Here is a 25,042-nt window from a genome sequence, read left to right as displayed (position 1 = left end):
CACACATTTACGAAAGGTAGGATATATAATTTAAGTATGTTCAAGTTTACAGAGGAGCAGATAAGAAGGTACGCAAGACATATAATTTTGCCGGAAGTAGGAGGCAAAGGGCAGGAAAAACTGCTCAATTCAAAAGTCTTAGTCGTAGGTGCAGGCGGTTTAGGTTCTCCTTCCATCTTCTATCTTGCAGCCGCAGGTGTTGGAACCATAGGTATAGTAGATTTTGATGTGGTAGACTTTTCAAATCTTCAAAGGCAGATCCTTCACACTACTGAGAGGGTAGGTCTTCCTAAGGTGGAGTCAGCTCGTATCACAGTAGAGAAGCTAAATCCGGATGTAGAAGTAAAAACATACAACACTATGCTAAACAAACAAAACATTATGGACATAATAAAGGATTACGATGTTATTCTTGACGGTACGGATAACTTCCCTACGAGATTTCTCATAAACGATGCGTGTTTCTTTGCAGGCAAACCGCTTGTGTCAGCTGCCATGCTGAGGTTTGAAGGGCAGATAACTGTTTTTGATTTCAGGATGAGGGAACATTCTCCATGTTACAGATGCCTATTTCCTGAGCCACCACCCCCTGGACTCGTTCCGAGCTGTCAAGAAGCGGGGATTCTCGGTTCAATAGGCGGTATAATGGGTTGTATTCAGGCAACTGAAGCTATAAAGCTACTCTTGGGCATAGGAGAGCCTTTGGTGGGTAAGCTTTTGGTGATGGACGCCCTTTCAATGGACTTTAGGAAAGTAAAACTGCGCAAAGATCCTGCGTGTCCTCTATGTGGTGAAAAGGCGAGTATAAAGGAACTTATAGAGTACGAACAAGTTTGCGATGTACATTTTTGAAAATTGACATGAGATTACTTTTCTATTTTGCCGTTTTTGTACTGATGGTGGGTGTATCCGCTCTCCTGGTCTTTCTAAACCAGCAGTCTGTAACGCTTATCCTCACACCGCAAATAGGCGAATATATATATACAATAGATACCATGCCGTTGGGACTTCTCGTACTTCTCTTTTTCTTCTTTGGCGTGATCTTAGGTTATCTACTGCACGTAGTGGTGAGTATCCTGAGGTGAGATATGGACGAACTGAAGTCCCTTTTGGAAGTTGTAGCGAAGATAAGAAAAGACTGTCCATGGGATAAAAGGCAAACCCACGAAAGTCTCAAAAGGTATCTCTTAGAAGAAGCTTACGAGCTTTTGGAAGCCATAGACAAAAAGGATGACAAATTGCTTCTTGAAGAGCTTGGCGATATGCTTCTTCAAGTACTTATGCACGCACAGATAGCTAAAGAAAGAAAAGCCTTTGATATTCAGGATGTTGCGAGACAGCTGAGGCAAAAGCTCATAGACAGACATCCTCATGTTTTTGGCTGTGAACCCGCAGAGGATATTCTCAAAAAATGGGAGGAAAGAAAGGCAAAGGACAGGGAAAGTATCCTTGACGGCGTTCCTAAAATTATGCCCGCCTTGATGCGCTCTCAAAAACTTCAGGACAGAGCGAGTCTTGTAGGCTTTGATTTTGAAAACCTACAGCAGGTATTTGATAAAATACAGGAGGAGATACAAGAGCTAAAAGAAGCTATAAAAGAAGGGAACAAGGATAACATACAGCATGAGATTGGGGACGTACTCACAGCGGTAGTTGAGCTTTCAAGATTTTTGAAAGTTGATGCGGAGCTTGCACTTCAAAAGGCAAACGATAGGTTTGAAAGGAGATTTAGGTATATGGAAAAAAAGGCAAAAGAGATGGGAATTGAGCTCAAAGATATGAGCCTCAAAGAGATGGATGGTCTCTGGCTTGAAGCCAAGAGGTTTGATAAAGATGAGGCTTTTGATAGTTGAAGATGATGAAGACCTGGGCAGATTACTTAAAGAGTATTTTGATGAAAGAAGTTACAAGGTATGGCTTGCAACCAATGGAAGGGAGGCTATAGAACACATTGAAAAATACAGTTTTGATCTCGTATTACTTGATCTTCTCCTTCCGGACATTGATGGCATGCAACTCCTTGAAAGGGTAAAGTTCTCACAAAACCTCACAGAAATTGTTGTGCTGACTGGACACGGTACTATAAAGACAGCTGTAGAAGCTATGAAAAGGGGAGCCTATGACTTTTTGACAAAGCCTTGCACACTTGAAGAGATAGAAACGACACTTGAGAAGGCTTACCAATCTCTTGCCGTTAAAAGGGAAAACGAACTTTTGAGGAAAGAGAAAAACCTTAAAGAGGAAGGTTTCATCTTTGAAAGTAAGAAGATGAAAGAAGTTCTAAGGCAAGTAGAAAAAATAGCCTGCAGCGATTGTCCTGTCCTTATTGTAGGGGAAACGGGCGTAGGAAAAGAGGTTGTGGCAAGGATCGTGCATAATGTGAGCGACAGGAGTTCAAAACCCTTCATAGCTATCAATATAGCCTCAATACCGAAGGATCTGTTGGAAGCTGAGCTTTTCGGTTACGAAAGGGGGGCATTTACTGGGGCAAGCACTTCAAAGGAGGGCTTTTTTGAGCTTGCGGATGGTGGCGTACTTTTTTTGGATGAGATAAGTGAGATAGATCTTTCTCTTCAGGCTAAACTCCTCAGGGTTATAGAGACAAAGAAGTTCTACAGAGTGGGAGGCAGAAAAGAAATAGAGAGCAATGTGAGAATTATAAGCGCAACCAACAAAGATCTCAGGGAACTTGTAAAAGCTGGCAAGTTTAGGGAAGATCTTTACTTCAGGCTCAATACCTTTGAGTTGTGCATACCACCTTTAAGAGAAAGGAAGGAGGACATAATACCTATCGCGGAACACTTTTTAAAGATATTTTCTGCCAAATACTCCAGAAGTGTAAAGGGTTTTACCCAAAAGGCAAAGAATTTGTTACTTACTTACAATTATCCGGGAAATGTGAGAGAGCTCAGGAACATCGTGGAAAGGATATGTTTGCTGTGCGAAGGCGAATACATAGATGAGAAAGATCTAAGCTTTTTAAACTTTCAAGGGTATAAACTCCTTAGGGAGCTGGAGAAAAAGAAAATAGAGGAGGCTTTGAGAGAAGTAAACTACAACAAAAAACTTGCATCGGAGATGTTAGGTATCCCCCTCAGAACCCTATACAGAAAGATAGAGAAATACCGCATAAAGCCAGAACCTTAGTTTCTACGCTTTCTCCATCTCAAACTGTCAAACATTTCGTAAACTATGGGAAGTACGAGCAGGCTAAGAGGGAGAGCAGAGGCTATACCTCCTATAACTGCAATAGCTAAGGGTTTTCTAAGCTCCGATCCTGCAGTAAGCCCAAGAGCTACAGGGAATAGAGCAAATACTATAGTGAGTGTGGTCATGAGTATTGGTCTGAGCCTTTCCCTCCTAGCTTGAAGTATGGCGTTTCTCGTCTCATAGCCCTCCTTTCTGAGTTGTATGATCCTCTCTATAAAAAGTACCGCATCTCTGACCACTATGCCTATGAGTAGTATGATACCAAAATATGATGGTACACTCAAAGATGTGCCGGTAAGGTACATTAGTCCGAATGCACCAGAAAGACTAAGCGGGACTGTCAAAAGCACGGTGAAGGGATGCCTGTAGCTTTCAAATAGACTGGCAAGAACCATATATATACCTACAATCGCCGTAGTTAAAGCAAAAACTAGACCCTTGAAGGCTCTCGCAAATTCCTTGGTCTGACCTGTAGCTTCAAAGAAGTATCCAGGTGGCAGATTGTTTTTGAGCCAAGCTTCTACTTCGGCTGTAGCATCTCCCAGTGCCTTTCCCGAGAGGTTTGCGTAAAAGGTAAAGGAGTATTGTCTGTTGTATCTGTTGATCACGTGATAGCCTGGTGCAATTTGAAGGCTTACAACATCCGTCAGTGGTACAAGTCCACCATCTTTTGTCCTCAGATAAACCTTCTTTAGATTCTCCCAGTTTTTTACAAATTCGGGATCAGCTTTTATGTAAGCGTTGTAACTTTCACCCCCCACTTCGTAAGTACCAAACTTATATTTGCCAAAGAGTATGCTTAAGGTTATCCCTACGTCCTCAACAGTTATGCCGAGATCTCCAAGCTTTTCCCTGTTTACCCTAATTTGTATCTGTGGTTCGTTGAGTCTAAGATCCGTATCCACATCTTTATAGCCTGGTCTTTGTCTGAACTCCGCCACCATCTTGTCAGATATCCTCTGTAGCTCTTCCAAGGATGGACCTCTCACCGCGTAGGTTATGTCCGTCTGTTTGCCTGCACCCATCACTATAGGAAAGGCTTCAACGCTCACTTTTATGTCCTTTATTTTAGTAAGTTCCCTTCTGAGCTGGTCCATAATAACCGCCTGATGGGGTCTTACGGATCTGTCTTTTAGAAAGATGAAAGCCTGCCCTCCATTAACATCAGGTCTTCCTGCGACACCTTGACCTATGGCTATTCCAAACCTGTCAATGTAAGGATTCTTAAGAAGTATGGCTTCCACCTCTTTTGCTTTGCTGTTGGTAAAATCAAAAGAAGTACCTATGGGAGTTTCAAACCTCACTATAAAAGCCCCTTCGTCGGTAATAGGGAAAAATTCCTTTTTAGTAGACCTTAGAAACATAAAACCTACAAAGACTGTAAAGAGAGAAAGGGTAAGCACAATCAATTTATGATCAAGGGACCATCTTAGAATTTTGTCGAATAAGGCTTCAAACTTTCCGTATACTCTCATAAAGGCATTTTCTTTGACTTCCCTTATCATCCTTGCGCTCGCCATAGGGGTAAAGCTTATTGCTACCACGTAAGAGACAGCTATGGCAACTACCAAAGTTAAGGCAAAACTGCCAAAGAAACTGCCTATTACTCCTTTGAGAAATATGATGGGCAGAAAAACTATAACGAGGGATGATGTAGAGGCAAGCAAGGCAAAGACCACTATGCGCGTACCTACTTCAGCCGCTTCTATTCTCTCAAGACCCTCTTCTCTTCTCCTGTATATGCTCTCTATCACTACTATGGCATCATCTATCACTATACCCACAGCTACAGCAAGAGCCAATAAAGTAAAAGTATTCAAGGAATTACCCGTATAGTAAAGGAATATCACAGCGCTGAGTAATGTAACGGGTATGGCAAAGATAGGAATAAATGTGAGTCTAAAGCTTCCCAAAAAAAGGAATACGACGATAGCGGTTAAAAAGCTTCCCATGATGATCTCTTCCACAGCAGCATGCGCGCTATCTTTTGGAAATACGCTGGTATCAAAGGTGATGTCCATGCGCATGCCAGGGGGCAGTTGTTTGTTCAATTCTGCCATTTTTGCTTTTACCGCATCAGCTACAGCTACGGTATTAAATCCCGATTGTTTATAAATGATCATAGCTACAGATTGCTCACCTTTGAACCTCGCCATACCTCGCTTTTCGTCTTCGGTAAACTCTACAAAGCCTACATCTCTGAGTTTTATGTTGCCCTTAATGTAAGTATCGTCAAGCTCCTTAGGATCTTGAACCTTACCATACAGTCTGATGATATATTCCTTATCCTTTCCATATATAGTACCTGTAGGTACCTCAAGATGGTTGTTGGAAACCGCATTTAAGACATCTACCGGTGTAATACCATAAGAATAAAGCCTTTCTGGAAATATTCTTACCCAAAGCACATTATCCCTAAATCCCCCTAACCCTACGTTACCCACTCCATTTATCTTCTGAAATTCTCTACTTATCACTTTATCAGCATAATAAGCAATGGTTTGATAATCCACGCTTTTAGAGTGCAGGTGAATGGCAAGAATTGGAAAACCGCTCGTGTCAACTTTTGTGACCACTGGAGGATCCACACCTACAGGCATACGTCTGTAGGCTCTTTGAACAGCATCCCTGACCTCCTGAGCGCCCACATCTATGTTCTTATCAAGAGTAAAAACTATAGTCACTCTTGATGTGCCAGCGTAACTTTGCGAAATGATAGCATCTATACCGCTTACTGTAGAGACCTCATCCTCTATGTATCTTGTCACATTAGTGTCCACAACACCTGGGTCAGCCCCTTGATAAGTTGTAGTTACGGTAACTATGGGAAAGTCTACATTGGGAAGCCTGTCAACGGGTATTTTCGTATAGGTAAACAAGCCCAGGAGAACAAAAGAGAGCATGAACATAATAGTGGTTACTGGTCTGCGAATGAAAAATCTGTACATGGTGTTATATTATAACTGACTGACTGGTCAATATGTTGTATAATATAGGTATGTTCCGACTGCTTTTGATAATGCTGTTTGTATTTTTAGCGGGTTGCGGTAAAGAGGAAAATCCTCAAATTAAGCAGGAGAATATTCAGATAAGCGTTTATAGGGTAAAGCCGGAAAGCGTGGAGGTTTTTTACACAACAAACGGATACTTTGAAAGCATAAAGGATGTTACTCTAAGACCTGAAGTGAGTGGAAGAGTACTCAGGCTATTTGTGGATGAAGGGTACTGGGTGAGTGCGGGTCAGCCTCTTCTACAAATAGATCCTTCGGACTACGAGAATACACTCAGACAGATACAAGCTAACCTTACACAAGCAAAGGCAAACTATGAAAATCAAAAAGCTATTTACGAGAGGCGAAAGTTTCTATACGAGAAAGACCTAATATCTAAGGAGGATTTTGAAAATGCAGGCACGCAGATGAAGGTGTATGAAGATCAGGTAAAGGCGCTGGAAGCACAGCTTAAAAACGCACAGCTACAGCTTTCAAGAACTGTTTTGAAAGCCCCCTTTTCCGGATATATAGCGCAGAAATTTGTGAATATAGGTGATTATGTGACTCCCCAATCACAAACTTTCAGACTTGTAACCCTTGACCCTATAAAGGTTGTCTTTCAAGTACCTCAGGAAATTTTGCCAAATCTTAGAATAGGATCATCCGTATATCTGGACGTGGAGGGTGCGGGTAAGTATCAGGGAGAGATAAACTTTATATCACCTTCCGCAGATACAAACAGAATGATAACCATCAAAGCTTTAGTGAAAAACCCAAAGAAGGAAATAAAACCTAATATGTATACACAAGTACATATACCCACGGCTTCCGCTATAGCTTTCAAGATACCAGAAACCGCGGTAGTACTTGTGGGAAACCAGAAGGTTGTGTGGAAAGTGGTAGGTGAGAAGGTAATCCCTGTAAAGGTGGATATAATAAAGCAGGAAGAGGGATACATCTACGCAAAGGCTGATCTCAAAGAGGGAGACGCCGTAGCGGTTGAAAACGCCTATCTTCTTAACCAAACGAGTAAAGTGAGGGTAAAATGAGGTACTTACTTATTATTCTTTTATCCGCTTGCGTAAGTTGGTCCATAACTTTGGAGGAAGCTTTAAACTTAGCTCTTAAGAATAACACACAGTTGAGGCTTTCTGAACTTGATCTCAAAAGGGTGGAAGAAGACATAAAAAAAGCTAGAGCTGGAATACTTCCGCAGGTTAGCGTATCTTACTCTTACACGAGATTGGACTCTTCCTTAGCCTTCGGTTTTACCCCTCGAGAAAGGCAGTCATATATCTTTCAGTTAAATCAGAGCATATTTGATAAGGCTGTATTTGACGCTATAAAACTATCAAAACTTACAAAAGATCTGCAAAGTTATGTTCTGGAAGATGTAAAAAGGACTGTAGAAAACCAAACCAAACAGATCTTTTACGCTCTCCTTTACAAGAAGGAAGTGGTAAAACTTTACGAAGACAATCTGAATTACTGGGAAGAGAATTATAGGCTTACGGATGCTCAATACAGGGCTGGAATTGTGCCTGTTGTCAACTTGATGAGAAGTAAAGCACAGCTTGAGACCGCAAAGGCTCAATATCAGCAAGCGCTCTCAGACTACAAAAAGTCTTTGGAGGACTTTAAAGCCTATCTGAGACTTGATAAAGACGTGGATCCCGAAGGAAATCTCCAATTTTTACCTTTTGAGGATAATTACCAGATACTCAAAAAGTCTCTCCTTGAGAGAAATTCTACTTTGCTTGTAGCTAAAAAGAGTCTTGATGTTTACGCAAAACGCATAGATGTTGCAAAGGACGCATACTTTCCCAACCTCTCAGGTTTTGTCACGTATCAGGGAAGTACTGGAAGGCGCAGTTTATCTGGAGGCACTGAGTGGATAAGGGGTTATACCTTTGGCTTTCAATTCAATTATAATCTCTTTGATGGCTTCCAGAGAGAAGCGAACATAGCGCAGGCTAACATAGATTACCTCAAACAAAAAGAAACTTATATAGATACTCTATACACTCAAGACGCGCAACTAAGGAAGACTCTTGAGGACATAGAATCTTTAAAGATGCAGATAAAAGCGGTAGAAAGTTCCTTAGAAGCGTCGAAGGAAGCTTTAAGACTATCTACGGAAAGGTACAAATACGGAGTTACAAATCAACTTGAGGTTCTTGATGCAAGGAATAACTACAATCAGACACTTCAAAATTACTACCTGTTGCTTTATCAGTACATGAGTGACATAGCAATTATAGAAAGGTTAACGAGGTGATGGAGACAAAGGAAAAACTGCTCAACTCAGCCAAAAAACTTTTTTCCGAGAGAGGTTATTACGAAACTAGGGTATCGGATATAGTCGCTGATGCGGGTCTTTCTCAAGGAACTTTTTATTTATACTTTAAGAGCAAGGAAGATATATTCAAGGAACTTGTTAAGAACATGTCCCAAAAAATTGTAAAAATATTAAAAGAATACGCTTCAAAAGAGGACAATGTGGAGGATATAATAAAAAACTCAACCCTTGATTTTTTTAAGATCATGTACGAGGAAAAACCTATAGCCTACATATTCCTCTTTCAGCTCGTGGCTACAAACGAAGAGTTTAGAAAGCTTTACTTTGAAAAGAACAAAAAGGTCAGAGAGCTTCTAAGGATCATAGTGGAAAAGGGTGTAAAGAGTGGCGTGTTTTCGTACAAAAATACGGAAAATATAGTAAACATTTTTATGGGATACGTAAGGATAGTTTATCTTGAATACTTACTCAAGGATAACGTAGATCTTAAGGACATACTTTCCTTAGTGAGTGAAGGTATAGATGTGATCTTAAAGGGGGTAAAAGGATGAAGCTCTTTATCTTTTTTCTCACCTTTTCTTTCGCTTTCTCTTTGACTATTGAAGAAGCTGTCCAGAGTGCTATGGAAAACAATCCGGAGCTTAGAGCATACAAACACGCTGTCAACTCAGCCTTTTATACAAAAAAGGCTGACGAAAACCTTTATCTTCCGAGTTTTTTCCTAAACCTATCTTTTAACAAGTTATCAAACAAGCAAAGCCTGAATATACCACCCTTCGGACCTTTTCCACCTCTTTCCATAGAGTCCGCAAAACAGAATTACAGAACATTTAATGCGGGACTGAGGGAAACAATTTATGATGGCGGAGCAAGAGAAGGAAAATTGAGTATATCCTCCTCAGAGGTAAGACTTCAAGAAGACTTATACGGTGAGAAGAAGGAAGATATAAAACTGCAGGTTATAAAAGCCTACCTTGATGTGCTTTCAAGCAAGGATATCATTGATGTCTATAAAAAACAGCTTGAAGCGGTGAGATCCCAGTACGAACGTGCAAAGGCTTTTTATAAGGAAGGACTCGTAGCGATCACCGATGTACTTCAGGCACAGGTAAGGCTTGCAGAAGTTCAAAGGGATCTTAGGAAAGCGGAGGGAGACTACAGTGTTGCATTGGCAAATCTTTCAAAACTTACAGGTATACAGGAGGATAAGATAAGGGAGATTAAAGCACCGCAATTGATGGAGCGCCCTATACCAAATCTTGAAGAGCTTTACCAAGAGGCTCTTCAAAACAGGTTTATAGTTCGCGCATATTCGGAAAAGGTTTACCAAGCTAAGAAGCTTCAAGACATAGAGAAGAGCAAGTACCTTCCTAAAATATTCCTGCAGACTGAGTACACCTATTCGGATCAAAATCCCGTTATCACACCGAAGGGTGTCTATACACTATCCGCAGGACTCAACTTTGAGTTCCAATCTTTTGAACCTTACTACAGATTGTTAAGTAGGGCTGAAGATGAAAGGAGAGCAAGGTGGGAGCTTGAAAACGTAAAAGAGAATGTGAAGTTGGAAGTTAAAAAGGCTTACGAAGACCTACTAACAGCTAAGGATAATTTGCGCGTTGCTGAAGATACCCTAAAGTACGCTGAGGAGTTTTACCGGCTCTCTGAAGAGCAGTATAAGAACCAGATCATAAGCTCTACGGATCTTTTACTTGCTGAGGCGAGCCTCACCCAAGCGAGAAAGAATAAAGTGATCTCTTATTACGAGTATTTAAAAGCATACTACGAACTTATTCGCGCTGTAGGAGGAGAGAAATGAAGCGTAAGATAGGCATAGTTACGATTGTTATCCTTCTTATTATCTTTTCTTTTCTCGCTTTCAAGTGGATAAAGCATAGGATAGACTATGCTGTTACTGACGCTGTCTTTGTGAAAGCCGATGAGCTTTCCAATGTAGGTTTTCAGAAGGTATCAGGAAGAGTAATAAAACTTTATAAAGATCTTGGCGATAAGGTGAAAAAAGGTGAAGTCATAGCTGAGCTTGATCCCACCGATTACGCACTTAACGTTCAGAACATAAAGGCAAAAATAGAGAGTCTGGAGGCTACAAAAGAGCAACTAAAAATACAGCTTGCAAGAACCTCTGAGGAGCTGAACATAAATTACTCAATGTCGGAGCTTTCCGCAAGTGAGGTAGAAAAGAAAAAGCAAGCATTGCAGAAACAGCTGGCACAAGTTCAAGCACAACTTCAGCTTGCAAAGAGAGACAAAGACAGATATGAAAATCTCTTACAGCAAGGTGTTATACCAAGAAGGACTTACGAAGAGGCAGATACCAGATACAAGGTTCTAAAAGAGCAAGAGGAGAGCTTAAAAAAGAATCTTGAGGAGATAGCCATAAGTCACGAAAGGAGTCTTAAAGGAATAAATTTGTCACGAATAGCCTTTCTCAAGGAAAAAGAGCTACAGGCACAGATAGTATCCATAGAAAAGGAGATAGAAAGTCTTAAAAGGCAGGAAGAAATAGCAGAAAATGATCTTCTAAATACAAAACTCATCGCACCCTTTGATGGTATAGTGGCAAAGCGCTACGTAAGCGTAGGTGATGTAGTAGGTCCTGGCAGCCCCATATACGCTCTCGTCAAACCTAATTCCATGTATGTGGAGGTACTTCTGGAGGAATCCAAGTTAAAAGGTGTTCAGAAAGGATGTATAGCTTACGTGAGACTTGATGCTTATCCGGACAAGATTTTTGAGGGTGTGGTGGAAGAAATAAGTCCTGCATCTGCAGCTACCTTTGCTTTAGTCCCGCGTGATGTTTCAGCAGGCGAGTTCACAAAGGTGGTTCAAAGGATACCAGTTAAGATAAGAATAACTAAAGGCGATGTGTCTTTGATGAGGGTTGGTATGGGAGGCGAAGTGGAGATAAAAAGGGTAAAGTGATGGAGGAAAAGCCCCTTCATGAACTTTTGACGCTTACAGAAAGGGTTATGCTTACGCTTTCTTTGATGCTCGGTGTATTTATGGCAATTCTGGACACCACCATAGTGGACATAGTTGTACCAAGAATGATGGCTCCGCTTAGCACGGATCTCTACGGCGTTCAATGGGTAATCACCTCATACATGACAGCTGCAGCTTCAGGTATTCTCATAGTGGAGACGTTGGAAAGATACTTCGGACTCAAAAAGGTTTTTGTCTCGGGGCTTTCCCTTTTTACCCTTGCATCCTTCTTCTCAGGACATGCACAGTTCCTCGGCTGGATGATAGGCTCAAGGGCTTTGCAAGGGTTGGGTGAAGCTCTTATAGTCGTAAGCGCAGAGGCTCTTCTCTTTAGCGCCTATCCGCCACAAAAAAGAGGTCTCGCTATGGGTATATACGGACTTGGTGTGAGTTTTGCACCAGCCTTGGGTCCTACGCTAGGAGGATACATTACGGAACATATAAGCTGGAGATGGATCTTTTACATAAATATACCCATAGGGATTTTGAACCTCGTCCTCGCACTGTCCTTCCTTCCCGAGTATAAGCCAAAAAATACGTACAAAAGGCTTAACGTCACCTCCTTCCTCTTTATATCCTTGGCCACGGTATCACTTCTGATCACTCTATCAAAAGGGCAACAGTACGGTTGGTGGAGGTCTGATCTTATTCTTTACACTTCTTTAATTTCCCTTTTCTCCTTTTTACTCTTTATACTTTCCGAACTAACTTCAAAAAAACCTCTTATAGAACCTGCTGTATTTTCTGAAAAGGAATTCATTATAGCTTTGTCCGTTTACTTTCTACTTTTGGGTTTCTCTATGTACCAGGTTTTTTATCTAATACCTCTCTATTATGAGAACTTGAAGGGCATTGACACTTTACAAACAGGCTTACACATATTACCTTTAGCTTTCGCTATAGGGCTATCATCTCCCATCGCTGGACTTTTAGGAGATAAGAAATCTGAAGTCTTTCCCCTTAGCATAGCTGTATTGACTTACCTTTATTCGGTACTCTTCCTTTTACCAAATTTCAATTACTTCACACCAGCATGGGAAGCTTCTGCGAAGATGATACCTCTCGGAATCGGCATGGGCTTTTTCTTCGCTCCCATTACTAATCTGGCTCTTAAGAAGCTTGGAGAGAACACCACACTCGGTGTTAGCTTGATGCATTACATAAGGTTCGTTGGGGGTTCCTTTGGAACTGCCATAGCAACAAATGACCTTCAAAGATATATGTGGGAGAATTTTCACAGAACTAACGAAATACAAACTACGGTTGTTGGGTTGTACCTTGAAAAACTCTACCAGCATTTTACTACAGAGAAGGCAAAAGCGTTATTCTACAGCATAGAACAGCTATATGCATACTCAGATGCTTTTCGCAGTACTTTCTTTACCGCAGGCTTGTGGGGAATCCTTGGCTCTATTTTGGTCTTTTACGTAATTTTTGAGTACGCAAGAGAGAGGGCAAAAAGATGGCGTGGTTCTATGCTTTCTTAGTAGTTTTAGGTACTTTCTTGGCGGTGCTTGGTATAACAAGTACCAATGTAGCCATACCCAAGATGATAGCTCCTCTTCAAACGGACATATACGGTATTGAGTGGGTACCTATAAGCTACATAGTGGCTACCGCTATCACGATAATTGTTTTTAATGCAATATCCGCACGCGTAGGTCTAAAAAATACTTACATAATAGGGCTGGCACTTTTCAGCATTGGTAGTGCTCTCTCTGGTCAAGCTTCAACCCTTGAGGAGATGATAGTCTTCAGATTTCTTCAAGGAATGGGAGAAGGACTTTTGATACCTTCCTCCCAATCTATACTCTTTAGTTTATTCCCTCCAGAAAAAAGAGGAACAGCTATGGGTTTTTATGCGATGGCTGTAGCTTTCGCACCGGGACTTGGTCCTACGGTGGGCGGATATATGGTAGAGTACTTTTCATGGAGGTGGATCTTCTACATAAATGTTCCCGTAGTTGTTATTCTGTTACCTGTAGCTTATTTTATGCTACCAGAGATAGGCTACAGGGCAAAACCGCCTTTAAACCTGCTCAGTTTTTTGGCTTTGTCAGTATCTTCCATAGCTTTTATAGTGTTTCTTTCAAAAGGAGAAAGCTGGGGTTGGTTTTACTCTACCAAGACTTTTTTAGCCTTTTTTACAAGCGTATTTTTTCTTTTAATCTTTGCTCTTTCTGAACTCACATCAAAAAATACCCTTATTGATTATTCCATCTTCAAAGAACCCAACTACCTTTACGCTATAATTACCTTCGTTACAATATATGGCTTTGTATTCTTTCAAATCATATACCTCATGCCCATATACTTTGAAAGCTTAAGGTTAGTTCCTACCTTCCAAACCGGATTGACCTTTTTAGGCTATGCCTTTTTGCTCGCTCTTTTCGCCCTCATAGGTGGCAGGCTCAGTGACAGGTTAGAACCTAAGCTACTTTTACTTGTATCTCAAAGTATTCTCTTTTTGACTCTCTCTGTGTTTTTATCCCATATAGATTACTATACACCCAGATGGAAAGTTGCCACTTATATGTGTTTTATAGGTATGGCTATGGGGTTCTTTTTTGCTCCGCTGACCGCCCTTGCCTTTAAAAGCTTAAAACCTCACCAGATACCTATAGGAACAGCTCTTTACAACTATGCGAGGCTTATGGGGGCATCCATAGCAACATCCATAGCAACGTACACACTTGAAACAGGTAGAGCCTTCCACTTTGACGAAATAAACGGTATAAGATCTGTACTTACTTCCGAATACTTGGTTTCCTTTATGCAGAGAATTTCTGGGCTTAACGCTTTCAGATATAAGGTAACCATTGGGCAGTTTCAGGATTTGCTTGCCGGTATATATGCAGTACAGGATGCCCTAAGGACTGCATCTTATATATGCCTTGCAAGTATCCTTCTTACCGTAACCTTCCTTTTCATCACAAATAAAAAAAGCGAATAGCCTACCACTTTAGCTCGCTTCTCTTTGCGTAAGTTTGAGGCTTTGCCTGAAAGAAATCTGTTTTTGTATCGTTAATGGTTCTAAAGGTATCTATCCATTTCATAGGATTGTCTGTCACTTCATGATAGAGTGCCTTGTAGCCAAGCTGAGTAAGTCTCAAATTGGCAAGATACTTTATGTACCTGTCAATAAGTGTGTTGTTTATTCCGAGTATCTGATTTTGAGTTACATACTGTCCCCATTTTATTTCAGCATCCGTTGCGTACTTGAAAAATTCATATATCCATTTTTCTATTTCTGGTGTGAAAAGCTGAGGTTGTTCCTCTTTTAGTGTCAGGATTATGTTTCTGAATAATGTTACATGGGTTAGCTCATCCCTGTTTATGTATTTTATTTGCTGGACTGTGTTTCTCATTTTGCCTTGTCTCCCAAGTGTGTAGAAGAAGGCAAAGCCAGAATAAAAATAGAGACTTTCAAGAACGTAATTTCCGAAAGTCGCTTTGATAAAATTCTCTTCATTTGGCTTTTTTATAAACTCGTTGTATAGCTGGGCTATTACTTTATTTCTCTCCATCAATACATTGTCCTGTCTCCAGTAGTTGTATATTTCGTCCGCTATTGATGGATCTACTACGCTTTCAAGAATAAACTGATACGAATATGAGTGAAGCGCCTCCTGAAACTCTTGAGAAGTTAGTGCCATAACAAGTTCCGGAGCTGTAATATAGCGTGCAAACTCTTTCAACATATTGACTTGATAAGAATCAAGAGCTATGAGGAAAGACAGAACCATCTCGTAGGCTCTTTTTTCATACGGAGAAAGATCCTTTTCATACTGCTTTCTGTCTTCGTGCATAGGTATCTCTTCTGGTATCCAGAAGTTTGTAAATCCCATCGTTTTGTACAGTTCAAATGCCCACTGATACTTGACATTGTTCAGTTCCATTATGTTGGTTGGATTGCCTAAAACTATCTTCCTTTTTGAGACTTCTCCGTCGCCTTTTGGGTTAAAGATTATGGTTCTTTCCATGTTGAGACCTCCTTTAAACAGAACAGCTTTCACATTCTTCTATATCAGTTAATGACTTACTTCTGCAATAGTAAACAGTTTTTAAACCTAATTCCCAAGCCAATTCATAAAGCCTTGAAAGTTTTGGTCCGTCAACTGTTTCAGGGTCTATGAAAATGTTTAAAGATTGTGCCTGATCTATCCATTTTTGTCGTACCGATGCCGCTCTTATCACCCACTCTTGGTCTATGTTGTAGGCACTCTTATAATGCCAGAAGTATTTGTCTATTTCTGGAGGCACTTGAGGCAGTATGCCAGACATATTTTCCTCTTTATAAAACTTTGCAAAGATGGGGTCTATGGAGGGTGTGGCACCTATAATTAAGGATGTGGAGCCTGTTGGCATTAAGGCTATCAAATAGGCGTTCCTCAAGCCATACCTTTTAACCTCTTCAGACAAAGATACCCAATCAAAGCCATTTTTTGATATCTTTGTGTTTTCTTCTGCGCTCCTTCCAAAGAATATTCCCCTGCTCCAATCTGAGCCATCAAAGAGTTCGTACTTCTCTCTCTCCTTTGCTAACTCCATAGAGCCTTTTGTGGCATAATAAGCTATTCTCTCAAAGAGCTGGTCTGCAAATTGTAGGTGTTCTTCACTCTCCCACACTATTCCATTTTTCACTAAACAGTAATGGTAATTGCTGACTCCTATGCCTATTGCTCTATATCTCTTATTTGTATATTCTGCCTCCTTTATGGCGTAGAAGTTTATGGATATCACATTGTCAAGCATTCTGACAAGTAACGGCATAACTCTCTCTAAATCTTCTTTCGTATATACCTTGCCAAGATTTATAGAACCAAGATTGCAAACCACCACATCTCCAGACTTCTTTTTGTGAGTTATGATACCTGTTTTTGGATCAATACTGTCTTCTATGTGTGTAGTCGCCGACATATTTTGGATAATTTCCATACATAAATTGCTTGAATACACAATCCCGCAATGTTTGTTTGGGTTTAGCTTATTTGCGGTGTCTCTGAAGAAAATATAAGGCTCTCCAGTCTCAAATATAACGGTCAATAACCTTTTCCACAACTCAAAGGCATCAACTTCCTTTTTTGCCTCTTTTGGCAGTTCTCTTTCCAAATTCTCATATAACTTTTCAAATTCTTCTCCGTTGAAGTCTTCAAGATTTTTCCCATCCTTTACGTTTTTGCAGTAATAGGGATCAAAGAGTGTCCATTTTTCTCTATTTTTTAACCTTTTCATAAATAGATCTGGTATGGATATGGCTGGATGTATGTCGTGAGCCTTCTTCCTCTCATCTCCTACGTTTGTCTTTACCTCTAAAAAGTCTAAAACGTCTTTGTGCCATATATCAAGCGTGATTGAAGCTGAGCCTTTCCTCATACCAAGCTGGTCCACATAAACCATAACATCGTTTAGTATCTTTACAACTGGCAGAACTCCAGAGCTTGCACCTTTAAACTTCCTTATTGGCGAACCTGTTGCCCTGATCTTGCCCAAGTATATGCCTAAGCCACCGGCAAACTTGGATATTTGCCCTGCCTTTTGTACATTGTCAAAGATGTCATAAAGGTCATCATCTACGGTTAAAACAAAGCAAGAGCTAAGTTGTGTATGTGTTCTTCTTGCGTTCATTAGCGTGGGAGTTGCCAGAGATATTTCATGATTGCTCATCAAATCATAAAATAGCTTTGCATACTTTAGCCTCTCCTCCTTCTTTTCAGGTATAGCAAGGGTCATGGCAATAAGCATATACATTTCTTGTGGTAGCTCTATCACATTGCCGTTTTCATCCCTTACCAAGTACCTATCTACCAAGACCTTTATGCCTGTATAGTTAAAAAGCAGATCTCTGTCCGGATTTATGTATCTTGCCAGCTCGTTAAATTCCTCTTCCGTGTAGTTTTGTAAAAGATACTCGCCGTAAATACCTTTTTTAGCGTATTCTTCAACGAGCTTATAAAAACTATCAGGATTGTAGGGTTTATATTTGCCGTTTATTTTATCTTTGACCTTGTAGCCTCTTAAATGTCCTACATCTTTATATAGATCATATAAGAGCAGTCTTGCGGCAACATACTGCCAATCTGGATTTTCAGGAGATACTTTTTCCGCAGCAGTTCTTATGAGTAGCTGTTGTATCTCTTTTGTGGATATACCTTCCCTAAACTGTATCTGTGCATCAGCCTCAAGCTCAAGAGGATCAACCCTAAGCCCCTTGCAGGCAAAGTCTATAACTATACGTATCTTGGATATATCCATAGATTCCTTGACGCCACTCCTCTTAGTTACATACATATCTACCCTTTCCCTTTCGTAGGCTGTCCAAAGCCTACGGCTGGCGTATTTGTATTCCGCCCTTACAAGGGTAACCATCCTCCAGCAGGCGGTACTTGGTTACCCATAAATTCCTTCCCCCGTAAGAATGATAAATCCGTTGTCGCTTATGGTCAAACCTCCAAAACGTTAGAGCATACTTAAACAAATAACTTTCCATAAGTTATTGAAAGTCCGATACTTCACTTTAGATAAAGCTCTGCAACGCTTTCTATATGATAGGTCTGAGGGAAATTGTCTATGAGTCTTACACTCTTTATACCGTATCCACCACGTGCCATAAAACCGAGATCTCTGGCAAGTGTAGTTGGATTACACGAAACATATATGATCTCCTTAGGCTTATTCTGAATTATAAGGGTAAGCTCATCGGATGTTAATCCGCCTCTTGGCGGGTCAAGAAAAAGCAGGTCTATGATCTCCCCTGCGTACTTTTTGAGCGTTTGGTAACTACTCTCGTTAAAGAAAACCACGTTATCCCTTCCGTTGAGCTTTGCATTGTATTGAGCATCTTTTACGGCAGATGCGTTGGTATCTGATGAAAGCAAGAAATGAGCTATCTCCGATATAGGTATGCTGAAAAAACCTGCACCACAATGAAGTTCAAGCACCTTTTTGTAAGTTCCTTTAACCACACTTCTTATGAGATCTTCCCAAAGGGTAAAGTTTATCTGAAAAAAGGAGTCGGCACTAACTCTGTATCTGTAATTCCCAACTTGCATGTAAGTAAAGCTTCTACCTATATGATACCTTTTCAGAAGATGATCTCCGAGCTTCGAGTAATTCCCTACACCCACAACCTCCTTAGGAAGTACATTCTCTTTAAGCCTCCTGATCTTATCCTTATCGTAAATGTTAGGAGTTATCACCTTAAGGAGAAACTCCCCTTCGCTTGGCGAATAAAGCACGTGAAGCTCCTGAATGTTTCTGATCCTTCTTGTCAGCTCTTGAAGGGATCCGATCAGATTATTTATAGCCGGATGTAGAAGAAGACACTCATCTATTTTCACAAGTTCGTGAGTTCCCCACGCAAAAAAGCCTAAATTACCGTTGCTCACTTTGAACTGCGCTCTTATCCTATAGTTAAACTCTTGCTTAGATCTTATGCTTTCGTTCAGCGTATCCACATCCAGATTTCCTATACGCCTGAGGCTCTCCAGCAGGATTTCTTCCTTTATCTTCACTTGCTCATCTACATTTATGTGTTGGAGCTGGCAACCTCCGCAGTAGTAGTAGTACCTACACGGTGGTTCTCTTCGCGATGGTGAACTTATAAGTACTTCCTTTACCGTAGCTTCTATGTGATCCCTCTTTTCTTTGATAATCTCCGCAGATATAAGTTCCTTAGGGGCTGTGTATCGTACAAAAACTCTTTTTCCACTGTATTCGGCAAGACCGTAACCTCCATAAACCATTTTCTTTATGGAAAGCTCCTGCAAAGTTCTCATTTCAGAGCGGTCAATCTTTCAAAATCTTCTTCCGAAAGGACATCTATGTACCAGCCCGTTATCTTGTTGGCAAGCTTGACGTTCACACCATGCTTTCCTATGGCGAGAGAAAGTTTTTCTTTAGGCACAGCAACTTCAGCCCTTTTGTCTTGTGGTATGAGCCTGACTTTTAATACTGGCGCTGGGGACAGACTTTTTTTTATGAGTTCCTCAGCGTTATCCGTCCACTTTATAACATCTATCTTCTCGCCAGATAGTTCTTTTGATATGGGGTTTATACGTGAACCTTTAAGTCCCACTATAATGCCTACAGGATCCATCTTCATATCCTTCGCATGTACAAGTACCTTTGCCCTTTCTCCCGGTTCTCTTGCTATAGCTTTTATTTCTATCTCACCACTTTTTATTTCCGGAACTTCAGCCTCAAGCAGTTTTTTCAAAAACTTGGGATGAGTACGCGAAAGGATTATTTCGTACTTACCCCTGTACCTTCTCACTTCAAGAATGAGAGCTTTTATCCTTTCTCCGGATCTGTATGCTTCTTTATGTATCTGTTCCCTCCTGGGAAGTATGCCCATAACCTTGCCAAGATCCACAAGTACGTCTCCATTCTCAAGCACCCTTCTAACTATACCTACAGCGATCTCCCCCTCATGCTGAACAAACTCTAAATAACCTCTTTCCTCCTCCGCCTTTTCAAGCTCCTTTAGAAACTCCTCCTTTGCCGCATAGGCTGCTATACGATTTACATCCTCCGTTGATATATCAAGAGGAAATCTAACCACTTCCGAATTCTTTCTCCTTACTATGTAAACTTTTATGCCTTCCTCAAGCAGATCCACCTGAAGGTTCTCCCTTAGTTTCCTATCCTTTTTCACTGCCAGAGCTATAGCGTTTTTTAATGCACCCTCCACTATCCACTCGGGTAAGTTTTTCTCCTTTGCGACTTGCTCTATCAATCTTTTTAAGTTTTTTACCATCCCTCTATCTCCAGATGCGCCTTGGCTACCGCAGACAGTGGTATGTGGAGTACTTTATCGCTCTCTTTTTCCCTGATCTGGAGTATTCCCTCCTCAACCTGGACGATGTAACCTTTGACTTCCCTCTTACCTTCCAAAGCTTCTTTGAGAACTGCCCTTATAAGTCTACCTTTAAAAAACTCGTAATGTTCAGGTTTGGTAAGCTCTCTGGTAAGACCCGGAGATGATACTTCAAGTATATAGGATGTGGGTATTATATCTTCCACATCAAGAAGAGCGCTTAGTCTTTTGCTGACTTCCTCACAATCGTTTATAGTTATACCTCCCTCTTTGTCCAGTATGATCCTCAAAACCCACCCCCTTTCGGGTTTAAATTCCACATCAAAAAGTTTAAAACCCAAGTTTTTAATTATGGGTTCTGCAAGCTCCTTTACTTTTTGAACTATACTTTTTTCATTAATCTGCATGTTTAAAATTATAACATGGGGGTAAATGCGCATGGATATAGATAGAATAGTATTGGATGTCAGTTCGGTTCTAAAAGGTAAGGATGAGATAATTACTTACTCGCTCGTATGCTTTCTCTCAGGTGGACATCTAATACTTGAGGATGTGCCCGGTGTAGGTAAAACCACATTAGCCCTCACACTCTCTAAGGTACTCGGACTTTCTTTTGCGAGAATTCAATTCACCAGTGATCTCCTACCATCTGACATAACAGGTGTAAGCGTTTATGATCAGTCCAAAAAATCTTTTGTTTTTAAACACGGTCCTATATTTCACAATATAGTACTTGCGGATGAGATAAACAGGGCAACTCCTAAAACACAGAGCGCTTTGCTTGAAGCCATGGCTGAAGCTAAGGTGAGCGTTGATGGTGTAACTTACGAACTTCCATTTCCTTTTTTTGTTATTGCAACGCAGAACCCCATGGAACAGTATGGCACCTATCCACTTCCTGAATCACAGTTGGACAGATTCAGTATGAGGTTATCTTTGGGTTATCCGGACCCAGATACGGAGGTGCAGATAATAAGAGGGGAGAATCCTCTTGAAAAGGTTGACAGGATCATCCCAGCGGTAAAACCGCAAGAGCTTATAAGCACAATACATCAGATAAAGAAGTTTTATGTGTCTCCTGATGTAGGTAAATTCGTTGTGGAGATAGTAAGCCAAACGAGGAATCATCCGGATGTGGTACTTGGTGTGTCAACAAGAGGAGCAATACATCTTGTAAGCTGTGCTAAGGCGCTCGCTTATATAAAGGGAAGGGATTTTGTAGTTCCGGAAGATGTGATAGAACTTTCCCCGCTCGTACTCCCCCATAGGATCATAACAAGAAACGAAGCCGATCCAAAGCTTCTGGTGGAAGAGATCCTCACAAAAATAAAAATACCATGAATTCTTAACTGGGCATTCGACTGGGAATATATTTTTAGATAAGGGGGAAGTAAGATGGGTATATATGTGATGCTAACGAAGATATCGCCTTATGCTGTCAAGAATCTTGAAAAGCTCAAGGAGATAGAACAGCATGCCGAGAGGCTTATTGAGGAAAATTGTCCTGGGGTAAAGTGGCTTATGAATTTGGTGACTTTCGGTCCATATGATTATCTTGACGTCTTTGAAGCCACCAGTGACGAGGAAGCAGCGAAAGTTGCCATGATAATAAGATCCTTCGGTCACGCCACTACGGAAACTTGGCCAGCTATAGAATGGAAAGATTTTAAAAGCATTATAGAGAAAATAAAGGTGGATTACTCCTGAAATACAGCTCTTACAAAAGCTTCCATCTTACTGTGATCTTTAATACCTGGTTCTATCTCTATCCCCGAAGACACATCAACACAGTAAGGACTTACCTGTTTTATGGCTTCCCCCACATTGATCGGGTTTAGCCCTCCTGAAAGAAAAACGCGAAAACCTTTATTCACAATATCCTTAGCTAAATTCCAGCTAAAAGTTTTACCCGTCCCTCCGTAAAGCCTTTCTGAGTACGCATCCAAAAGTACAGCGTAAACCTTCTTCCATTCCTCTGACACATATATCTTATCCCTTACCCTAAAGGCTTTTATAACTCTCTCAGCTCCTATCTTCTTTGCGAAAGAAAAACTTTCTTCCCCGTGAAGCTGAACCATATCTATACCTGTATCAAAAACCTTCCTTACGTCTTCATAATCTGGATTTACCATGACGGCAACCTTTTTGATGGTATCAGCTGTATCTACCAAAACTTTCAGCTGGTCAAGACTTACGTATCTTGGACTTTTTGGATAAAGTACAAAACCTACGTAATGTACACCCAAAGAGATAGCTTTCTGCAAATCTTCAAGCCTTTTTATACCGCAGAACTTGACCTTAACCATAAAAAAGCCTTCTTAACCTCACCATCTCTTCAAGGGGTATCTGACCTTCTGCTACAGCCTGACCTACAAAGGCGTATGAGATCACAGAACCGAAGATAAAGCCAGCAAGCCTTGATATACTACCTACACTTCCCATAGAGATGAGTATTTTTTCACCTTCTTCTTCTTTGCCCATGCAAAGAAGCGTTGCCACATCCTCATAAGAATCTGCCCTAACTGCCACTTTTACTATGTCCGCACCCCATCGCCTTGCTTCTCTAAAGATCTCTTTAAGTATCCAGCGTGGAGGAGTTCTCTCAAAGTTGTGATAGGAAAGTATGAGCTTTTTATCGTGCGCTTTTACTATATCCCTTACCTTTGATATGATACCTTCTGAGGATAGCTCTAAGTCTGTGTAGTCACTTATTGGAGAAAGTTCCTCAAAAAGCTTTAATCTGTTAGGCACATGCTTACCACCTTCTTTCTCACTCCTTATCGTTAGTATGTTCCTAAGCCCCGTATTATGTATCTTTTTTATAAGCTCGCGTAAGTGATTTACATCTGCGTCTTGGAACATATCCACCCTCAACTCCACTATGTCAGCGCCTAACTCTTTGCAAGCTTTCAGCCCGTCTTCAAAATTTTTATCAGTGAGAGGTACAGCTATAAGCATCACCTTCTTCTTACCCTTCCAAATACCTTGAGGGGAAGTCCGAAAACTTTTGTAAAGCTTGCACCAGCTCTGTGATCAAAGGCGTCTTTTTCCGAATATGTGGCAAGTTCTTCTACGTACAAGGAATTAGGTGAATTTCTTCCAACAGGCGTCAGAGAACCTTTGTAGAGCTTCAGTCTAACGCTTCCATTTACTAGTTTGGCAAGTTTAGATGTGAAAGCATCCAAAGCTTCCCTTAAAGGAGAAAACCAAAGCCCTTCATAAACGAGCTTTGCATATTCATGAGGTATATGACTCAAAAAGTAATGGAAGGTGAATCTGTCCGTTGTCAGAGCAAGAAGTTCTCTGTATGCTGTGTATAGTACCGTCGCCCCTGGAGCTTCATACACCTCCCTGCTTTTTATCCCCACGAGTCTATTTTCCACCATGTCTATTCTTCCAATACCGTGCTTACCAGCTATGACATTAAGATCAAGAATGAGCGAACTCAAAATCTCATACCTTTTACCGTTCACAGAGATGGGTAGTCCTTCCTCAAACTCAATTTCTACATACTCAGGCTTTTCTAAAGCTTTTTCTGGAGACATTGTCCATTCAAAAGCATCTTCAGGAGGTTCTACCGTCGGATCCTCCATCGGTCCACACTCTATTGACACTCCCCAGAGATTCTTGTCTATAGAGTAAGGCTTGTCTTTAGTTATCTTTACCGGAATGTTTTGTTTTAATGCATACTCTACCTCCTCTTCGCGCGATCTGAACTCCCACTCCCTAACAGGTGCAAGCACTTCAATATTAGGGTTGAGTGCCCACGCGGACACTTCAAACCTCACCTGATCGTTCCCCTTCCCCGTAGAGCCGTGAGCTATGTAATCAGCCTTAAATTTCTCAGCGTAATACACGAGCTTTTTTGATATTAATGGTCTTGACAGAGCTGCGCTTAGCGGATATTTGCCCTCATACAGAGCCAATGCCCTTAAAGTAGGGAGGCAGTAATCCTTTGCGAATTCCTCCTTTAAATCCTCCACAATTGCCTCAACCGCACCGGAACTTTCTGCTTTTTTTGGTATATCACTCAGCTCTTCACCCTGCCCCACATCAGCAGTATAAGTTATTACATCGTAACCTCTTTCGGTAAGCCACCTTACCATTACCGAAGTGTCAAGCCCTCCAGAGTATGCTAAAATAACCCTTTTAGCCATAATTAGCATTATAACACCGGTTATAAAGGTTGCTGTGTTGTAGCGAACCAGCCTATATAATTGTAAAGCCTCACAACCTCACCCACCACCATAACAGCAGGGGGTTTCACCTCAGGTGGGTTCTCAGAAAGCTCCTTAAGGCTTGTAATAACTACCTTCTGCTCCTTTGTTGTTCCCCTCTCTATAAAGGCTACGGGTTCTTTCGGCTCTCTCCCCACGCTTATTAACCTCTTTGCTATCTCCTGCCTGTTTGAAACTGCCATCAAAAAGACAAGGGTGTTTATCCCCTTCATGCTCTCCCAGTCTATGCTTGAACTTCCTTTCTTCGGGTCCTCATGCCCGGTTATGACGGCAAAGGAAGAAGATATGCCCCTAAAGGTCAAAGGAATGCCTGCATAGGCTGGCACCGCTATGGCTGAGCTTATACCCGGAACCACTTCAAACTCTATGCCATGCTGTGCCAAAAAGAGGGCTTCCTCTCCACCCCTTCCAAAGACGAAGGGGTCTCCACCTTTTAGCCTTACTACTACCTCTTTGCTATATGCATACTCAAGCAAAAGCT

General features: G+C 41.1%; 23 protein-coding genes. 13 read left to right on the top strand and 10 right to left on the bottom strand.

The window, feature by feature from the left end; all coding sequences use genetic code 11:
• The first annotated feature begins 36 nt into the window (after positions 1–36).
• Genes moeB through ABWK04_02610 form a run of 4 tightly spaced genes read left to right on the top strand, consistent with a single transcriptional unit; the run spans position 37 to position 3,147 of the window.
• Positions 37–852: a molybdopterin-synthase adenylyltransferase MoeB gene (moeB, locus tag ABWK04_02625; GenBank protein ID MEZ0360782.1), complete on the top strand. Its 816-nt coding sequence runs from the start codon at positions 37–39 to the stop codon at positions 850–852.
• 8 nt (positions 853–860) lie between these two features.
• Complete coding sequence (locus tag ABWK04_02620) at positions 861–1,085, top strand: hypothetical protein (protein MEZ0360781.1); 225 nt, start codon at positions 861–863, stop codon at positions 1,083–1,085.
• 3 nt (positions 1,086–1,088) lie between these two features.
• A complete protein-coding gene (mazG, locus tag ABWK04_02615; protein ID MEZ0360780.1) occupies positions 1,089–1,853 on the top strand; it encodes a nucleoside triphosphate pyrophosphohydrolase in 765 nt (254 codons plus the stop codon).
• Positions 1,834–3,147, top strand: coding sequence for a sigma-54 dependent transcriptional regulator (locus ABWK04_02610; GenBank protein MEZ0360779.1), 1,314 nt, complete (start codon positions 1,834–1,836; stop codon positions 3,145–3,147). The genes mazG and ABWK04_02610 overlap by 20 nt, the downstream gene beginning before the upstream one ends.
• On the opposite strand, the gene ABWK04_02605 is transcribed toward ABWK04_02610, so the two are convergent.
• On the bottom strand, positions 3,144–6,158 hold the full coding sequence (locus ABWK04_02605; GenBank protein MEZ0360778.1) for an efflux RND transporter permease subunit: 3,015 nt from the start codon (positions 6,156–6,158) through the stop codon (positions 3,144–3,146). The genes ABWK04_02610 and ABWK04_02605 overlap by 4 nt on opposite strands.
• Positions 6,159–6,208: 50 nt before the next feature.
• On the opposite strand from ABWK04_02605, the gene ABWK04_02600 reads away from it, so the two are divergent.
• Genes ABWK04_02600 through ABWK04_02570 form a run of 7 tightly spaced genes read left to right on the top strand, consistent with a single transcriptional unit; the run spans position 6,209 to position 14,458 of the window.
• A complete protein-coding gene (locus ABWK04_02600) occupies positions 6,209–7,252 on the top strand; it encodes an efflux RND transporter periplasmic adaptor subunit (GenBank protein MEZ0360777.1) in 1,044 nt (347 codons plus the stop codon).
• Positions 7,249–8,481, top strand: a complete 1,233-nt coding sequence (locus ABWK04_02595) for a TolC family protein (GenBank protein MEZ0360776.1) — start codon at positions 7,249–7,251, stop codon at positions 8,479–8,481. The genes ABWK04_02600 and ABWK04_02595 overlap by 4 nt, the downstream gene beginning before the upstream one ends.
• Positions 8,481–9,053, top strand: coding sequence for a TetR/AcrR family transcriptional regulator (locus ABWK04_02590; protein MEZ0360775.1), 573 nt, complete (start codon positions 8,481–8,483; stop codon positions 9,051–9,053). Before ABWK04_02595 ends, ABWK04_02590 begins: the two co-directional genes overlap by 1 nt.
• Complete coding sequence (locus tag ABWK04_02585) at positions 9,050–10,321, top strand: TolC family protein (protein ID MEZ0360774.1); 1,272 nt, start codon at positions 9,050–9,052, stop codon at positions 10,319–10,321. The genes ABWK04_02590 and ABWK04_02585 overlap by 4 nt, the downstream gene beginning before the upstream one ends.
• The gene (locus tag ABWK04_02580) at positions 10,318–11,445 is read left to right on the top strand and encodes an HlyD family efflux transporter periplasmic adaptor subunit (GenBank protein MEZ0360773.1); all 1,128 of its coding nucleotides are present in this window, start codon (positions 10,318–10,320) and stop codon (positions 11,443–11,445) included. The genes ABWK04_02585 and ABWK04_02580 overlap by 4 nt, the downstream gene beginning before the upstream one ends.
• Positions 11,445–12,992, top strand: coding sequence for a DHA2 family efflux MFS transporter permease subunit (locus ABWK04_02575; protein ID MEZ0360772.1), 1,548 nt, complete (start codon positions 11,445–11,447; stop codon positions 12,990–12,992). Before ABWK04_02580 ends, ABWK04_02575 begins: the two co-directional genes overlap by 1 nt.
• Entirely contained in the window at positions 12,968–14,458 is a 1,491-nt protein-coding gene (locus ABWK04_02570) for a DHA2 family efflux MFS transporter permease subunit (protein MEZ0360771.1), read from the top strand. Before ABWK04_02575 ends, ABWK04_02570 begins: the two co-directional genes overlap by 25 nt.
• Position 14,459: 1 nt before the next feature.
• On the opposite strand, the gene ABWK04_02565 is transcribed toward ABWK04_02570, so the two are convergent.
• From ABWK04_02565 to rimP, 5 genes are all read right to left on the bottom strand, one after another.
• Positions 14,460–15,488, bottom strand: a complete 1,029-nt coding sequence (locus ABWK04_02565; protein ID MEZ0360770.1) for a ribonucleotide-diphosphate reductase subunit beta — start codon at positions 15,486–15,488, stop codon at positions 14,460–14,462.
• Between the two features lie 13 nt (positions 15,489–15,501).
• On the bottom strand, positions 15,502–17,796 hold the full coding sequence (locus ABWK04_02560) for a ribonucleoside-diphosphate reductase subunit alpha (protein ID MEZ0360769.1): 2,295 nt from the start codon (positions 17,794–17,796) through the stop codon (positions 15,502–15,504).
• Between the two features lie 221 nt (positions 17,797–18,017).
• Positions 18,018–19,283, bottom strand: coding sequence for a class I SAM-dependent RNA methyltransferase (locus tag ABWK04_02555; protein ID MEZ0360768.1), 1,266 nt, complete (start codon positions 19,281–19,283; stop codon positions 18,018–18,020).
• Positions 19,280–20,263 (bottom strand): transcription termination factor NusA, encoded by a 984-nt coding sequence (nusA, locus tag ABWK04_02550; GenBank protein MEZ0360767.1) that lies wholly within the window; start codon positions 20,261–20,263, stop codon positions 19,280–19,282. The genes ABWK04_02555 and nusA overlap by 4 nt, the downstream gene beginning before the upstream one ends.
• Entirely contained in the window at positions 20,257–20,730 is a 474-nt protein-coding gene (rimP, locus tag ABWK04_02545) for a ribosome maturation factor RimP (GenBank protein MEZ0360766.1), read from the bottom strand. Before rimP ends, nusA begins: the two co-directional genes overlap by 7 nt.
• A gap of 31 nt (positions 20,731–20,761) precedes the next feature.
• Between rimP and ABWK04_02540 the strand changes: the two genes are divergently transcribed.
• Together ABWK04_02540 and ABWK04_02535 are read left to right on the top strand one after the other, a co-directional pair.
• Entirely contained in the window at positions 20,762–21,664 is a 903-nt protein-coding gene (locus ABWK04_02540) for a MoxR family ATPase (GenBank protein MEZ0360765.1), read from the top strand.
• A 54-nt stretch (positions 21,665–21,718) separates the two neighbouring features.
• The gene (locus ABWK04_02535) at positions 21,719–22,030 is read left to right on the top strand and encodes a GYD domain-containing protein (protein ID MEZ0360764.1); all 312 of its coding nucleotides are present in this window, start codon (positions 21,719–21,721) and stop codon (positions 22,028–22,030) included.
• Here ABWK04_02535 and ABWK04_02530 read toward each other — a convergent pair.
• From ABWK04_02530 to cobA, 4 genes are all read right to left on the bottom strand, one after another.
• Positions 22,021–22,629 carry a phosphoribosylanthranilate isomerase gene (locus tag ABWK04_02530; GenBank protein MEZ0360763.1) on the bottom strand — a complete coding sequence of 203 codons (609 nt, stop codon included), beginning with the start codon at positions 22,627–22,629 and terminating at the stop codon, positions 22,021–22,023. The two genes, ABWK04_02535 and ABWK04_02530, sit on opposite strands and share 10 nt — an antisense overlap.
• Positions 22,622–23,281 carry a type I 3-dehydroquinate dehydratase gene (aroD, locus tag ABWK04_02525; protein ID MEZ0360762.1) on the bottom strand — a complete coding sequence of 220 codons (660 nt, stop codon included), beginning with the start codon at positions 23,279–23,281 and terminating at the stop codon, positions 22,622–22,624. Before aroD ends, ABWK04_02530 begins: the two co-directional genes overlap by 8 nt.
• Positions 23,281–24,480 carry an argininosuccinate synthase gene (locus tag ABWK04_02520; GenBank protein ID MEZ0360761.1) on the bottom strand — a complete coding sequence of 400 codons (1,200 nt, stop codon included), beginning with the start codon at positions 24,478–24,480 and terminating at the stop codon, positions 23,281–23,283. Before ABWK04_02520 ends, aroD begins: the two co-directional genes overlap by 1 nt.
• A gap of 20 nt (positions 24,481–24,500) precedes the next feature.
• On the bottom strand, positions 24,501–25,042 hold a 542-nt coding region (cobA, locus tag ABWK04_02515), incomplete at its 5' end, for a uroporphyrinogen-III C-methyltransferase (GenBank protein MEZ0360760.1).

The organism is Hydrogenobacter sp. (assembly GCA_041287335.1).
Lineage (GTDB): Bacteria > Aquificota > Aquificia > Aquificales > Aquificaceae > Hydrogenobacter.
This window is presented reverse-complemented; position numbering and strand designations above follow the sequence as displayed.

Coding starts and splice junctions, on each gene's coding strand:
- rimP (MEZ0360766.1), bottom strand. CDS start 20,730: ATGCAGATTAATGAAAAAAGTATAGTTCAAAAAGTAAAGGAGCTTGCA.
- ABWK04_02575 (MEZ0360772.1), top strand. CDS start 11,445: ATGGAGGAAAAGCCCCTTCATGAACTTTTGACGCTTACAGAAAGGGTT.
- ABWK04_02565 (MEZ0360770.1), bottom strand. CDS start 15,488: ATGGAAAGAACCATAATCTTTAACCCAAAAGGCGACGGAGAAGTCTCA.
- ABWK04_02590 (MEZ0360775.1), top strand. CDS start 8,481: ATGGAGACAAAGGAAAAACTGCTCAACTCAGCCAAAAAACTTTTTTCC.
- ABWK04_02605 (MEZ0360778.1), bottom strand. CDS start 6,158: ATGTACAGATTTTTCATTCGCAGACCAGTAACCACTATTATGTTCATG.
- ABWK04_02560 (MEZ0360769.1), bottom strand. CDS start 17,796: ATGTATGTAACTAAGAGGAGTGGCGTCAAGGAATCTATGGATATATCC.
- ABWK04_02570 (MEZ0360771.1), top strand. CDS start 12,968: ATGGCGTGGTTCTATGCTTTCTTAGTAGTTTTAGGTACTTTCTTGGCG.
- ABWK04_02535 (MEZ0360764.1), top strand. CDS start 21,719: ATGGGTATATATGTGATGCTAACGAAGATATCGCCTTATGCTGTCAAG.
- ABWK04_02520 (MEZ0360761.1), bottom strand. CDS start 24,480: ATGGCTAAAAGGGTTATTTTAGCATACTCTGGAGGGCTTGACACTTCG.
- ABWK04_02555 (MEZ0360768.1), bottom strand. CDS start 19,283: ATGAGAACTTTGCAGGAGCTTTCCATAAAGAAAATGGTTTATGGAGGT.
- ABWK04_02620 (MEZ0360781.1), top strand. CDS start 861: ATGAGATTACTTTTCTATTTTGCCGTTTTTGTACTGATGGTGGGTGTA.
- nusA (MEZ0360767.1), bottom strand. CDS start 20,263: ATGGTAAAAAACTTAAAAAGATTGATAGAGCAAGTCGCAAAGGAGAAA.
- moeB (MEZ0360782.1), top strand. CDS start 37: ATGTTCAAGTTTACAGAGGAGCAGATAAGAAGGTACGCAAGACATATA.
- ABWK04_02595 (MEZ0360776.1), top strand. CDS start 7,249: ATGAGGTACTTACTTATTATTCTTTTATCCGCTTGCGTAAGTTGGTCC.
- ABWK04_02530 (MEZ0360763.1), bottom strand. CDS start 22,629: ATGGTTAAGGTCAAGTTCTGCGGTATAAAAAGGCTTGAAGATTTGCAG.
- mazG (MEZ0360780.1), top strand. CDS start 1,089: ATGGACGAACTGAAGTCCCTTTTGGAAGTTGTAGCGAAGATAAGAAAA.
- ABWK04_02610 (MEZ0360779.1), top strand. CDS start 1,834: ATGAGGCTTTTGATAGTTGAAGATGATGAAGACCTGGGCAGATTACTT.
- ABWK04_02580 (MEZ0360773.1), top strand. CDS start 10,318: ATGAAGCGTAAGATAGGCATAGTTACGATTGTTATCCTTCTTATTATC.
- ABWK04_02585 (MEZ0360774.1), top strand. CDS start 9,050: ATGAAGCTCTTTATCTTTTTTCTCACCTTTTCTTTCGCTTTCTCTTTG.
- ABWK04_02600 (MEZ0360777.1), top strand. CDS start 6,209: ATGTTCCGACTGCTTTTGATAATGCTGTTTGTATTTTTAGCGGGTTGC.
- ABWK04_02540 (MEZ0360765.1), top strand. CDS start 20,762: ATGGATATAGATAGAATAGTATTGGATGTCAGTTCGGTTCTAAAAGGT.
- aroD (MEZ0360762.1), bottom strand. CDS start 23,281: ATGCTTATAGCTGTACCTCTCACTGATAAAAATTTTGAAGACGGGCTG.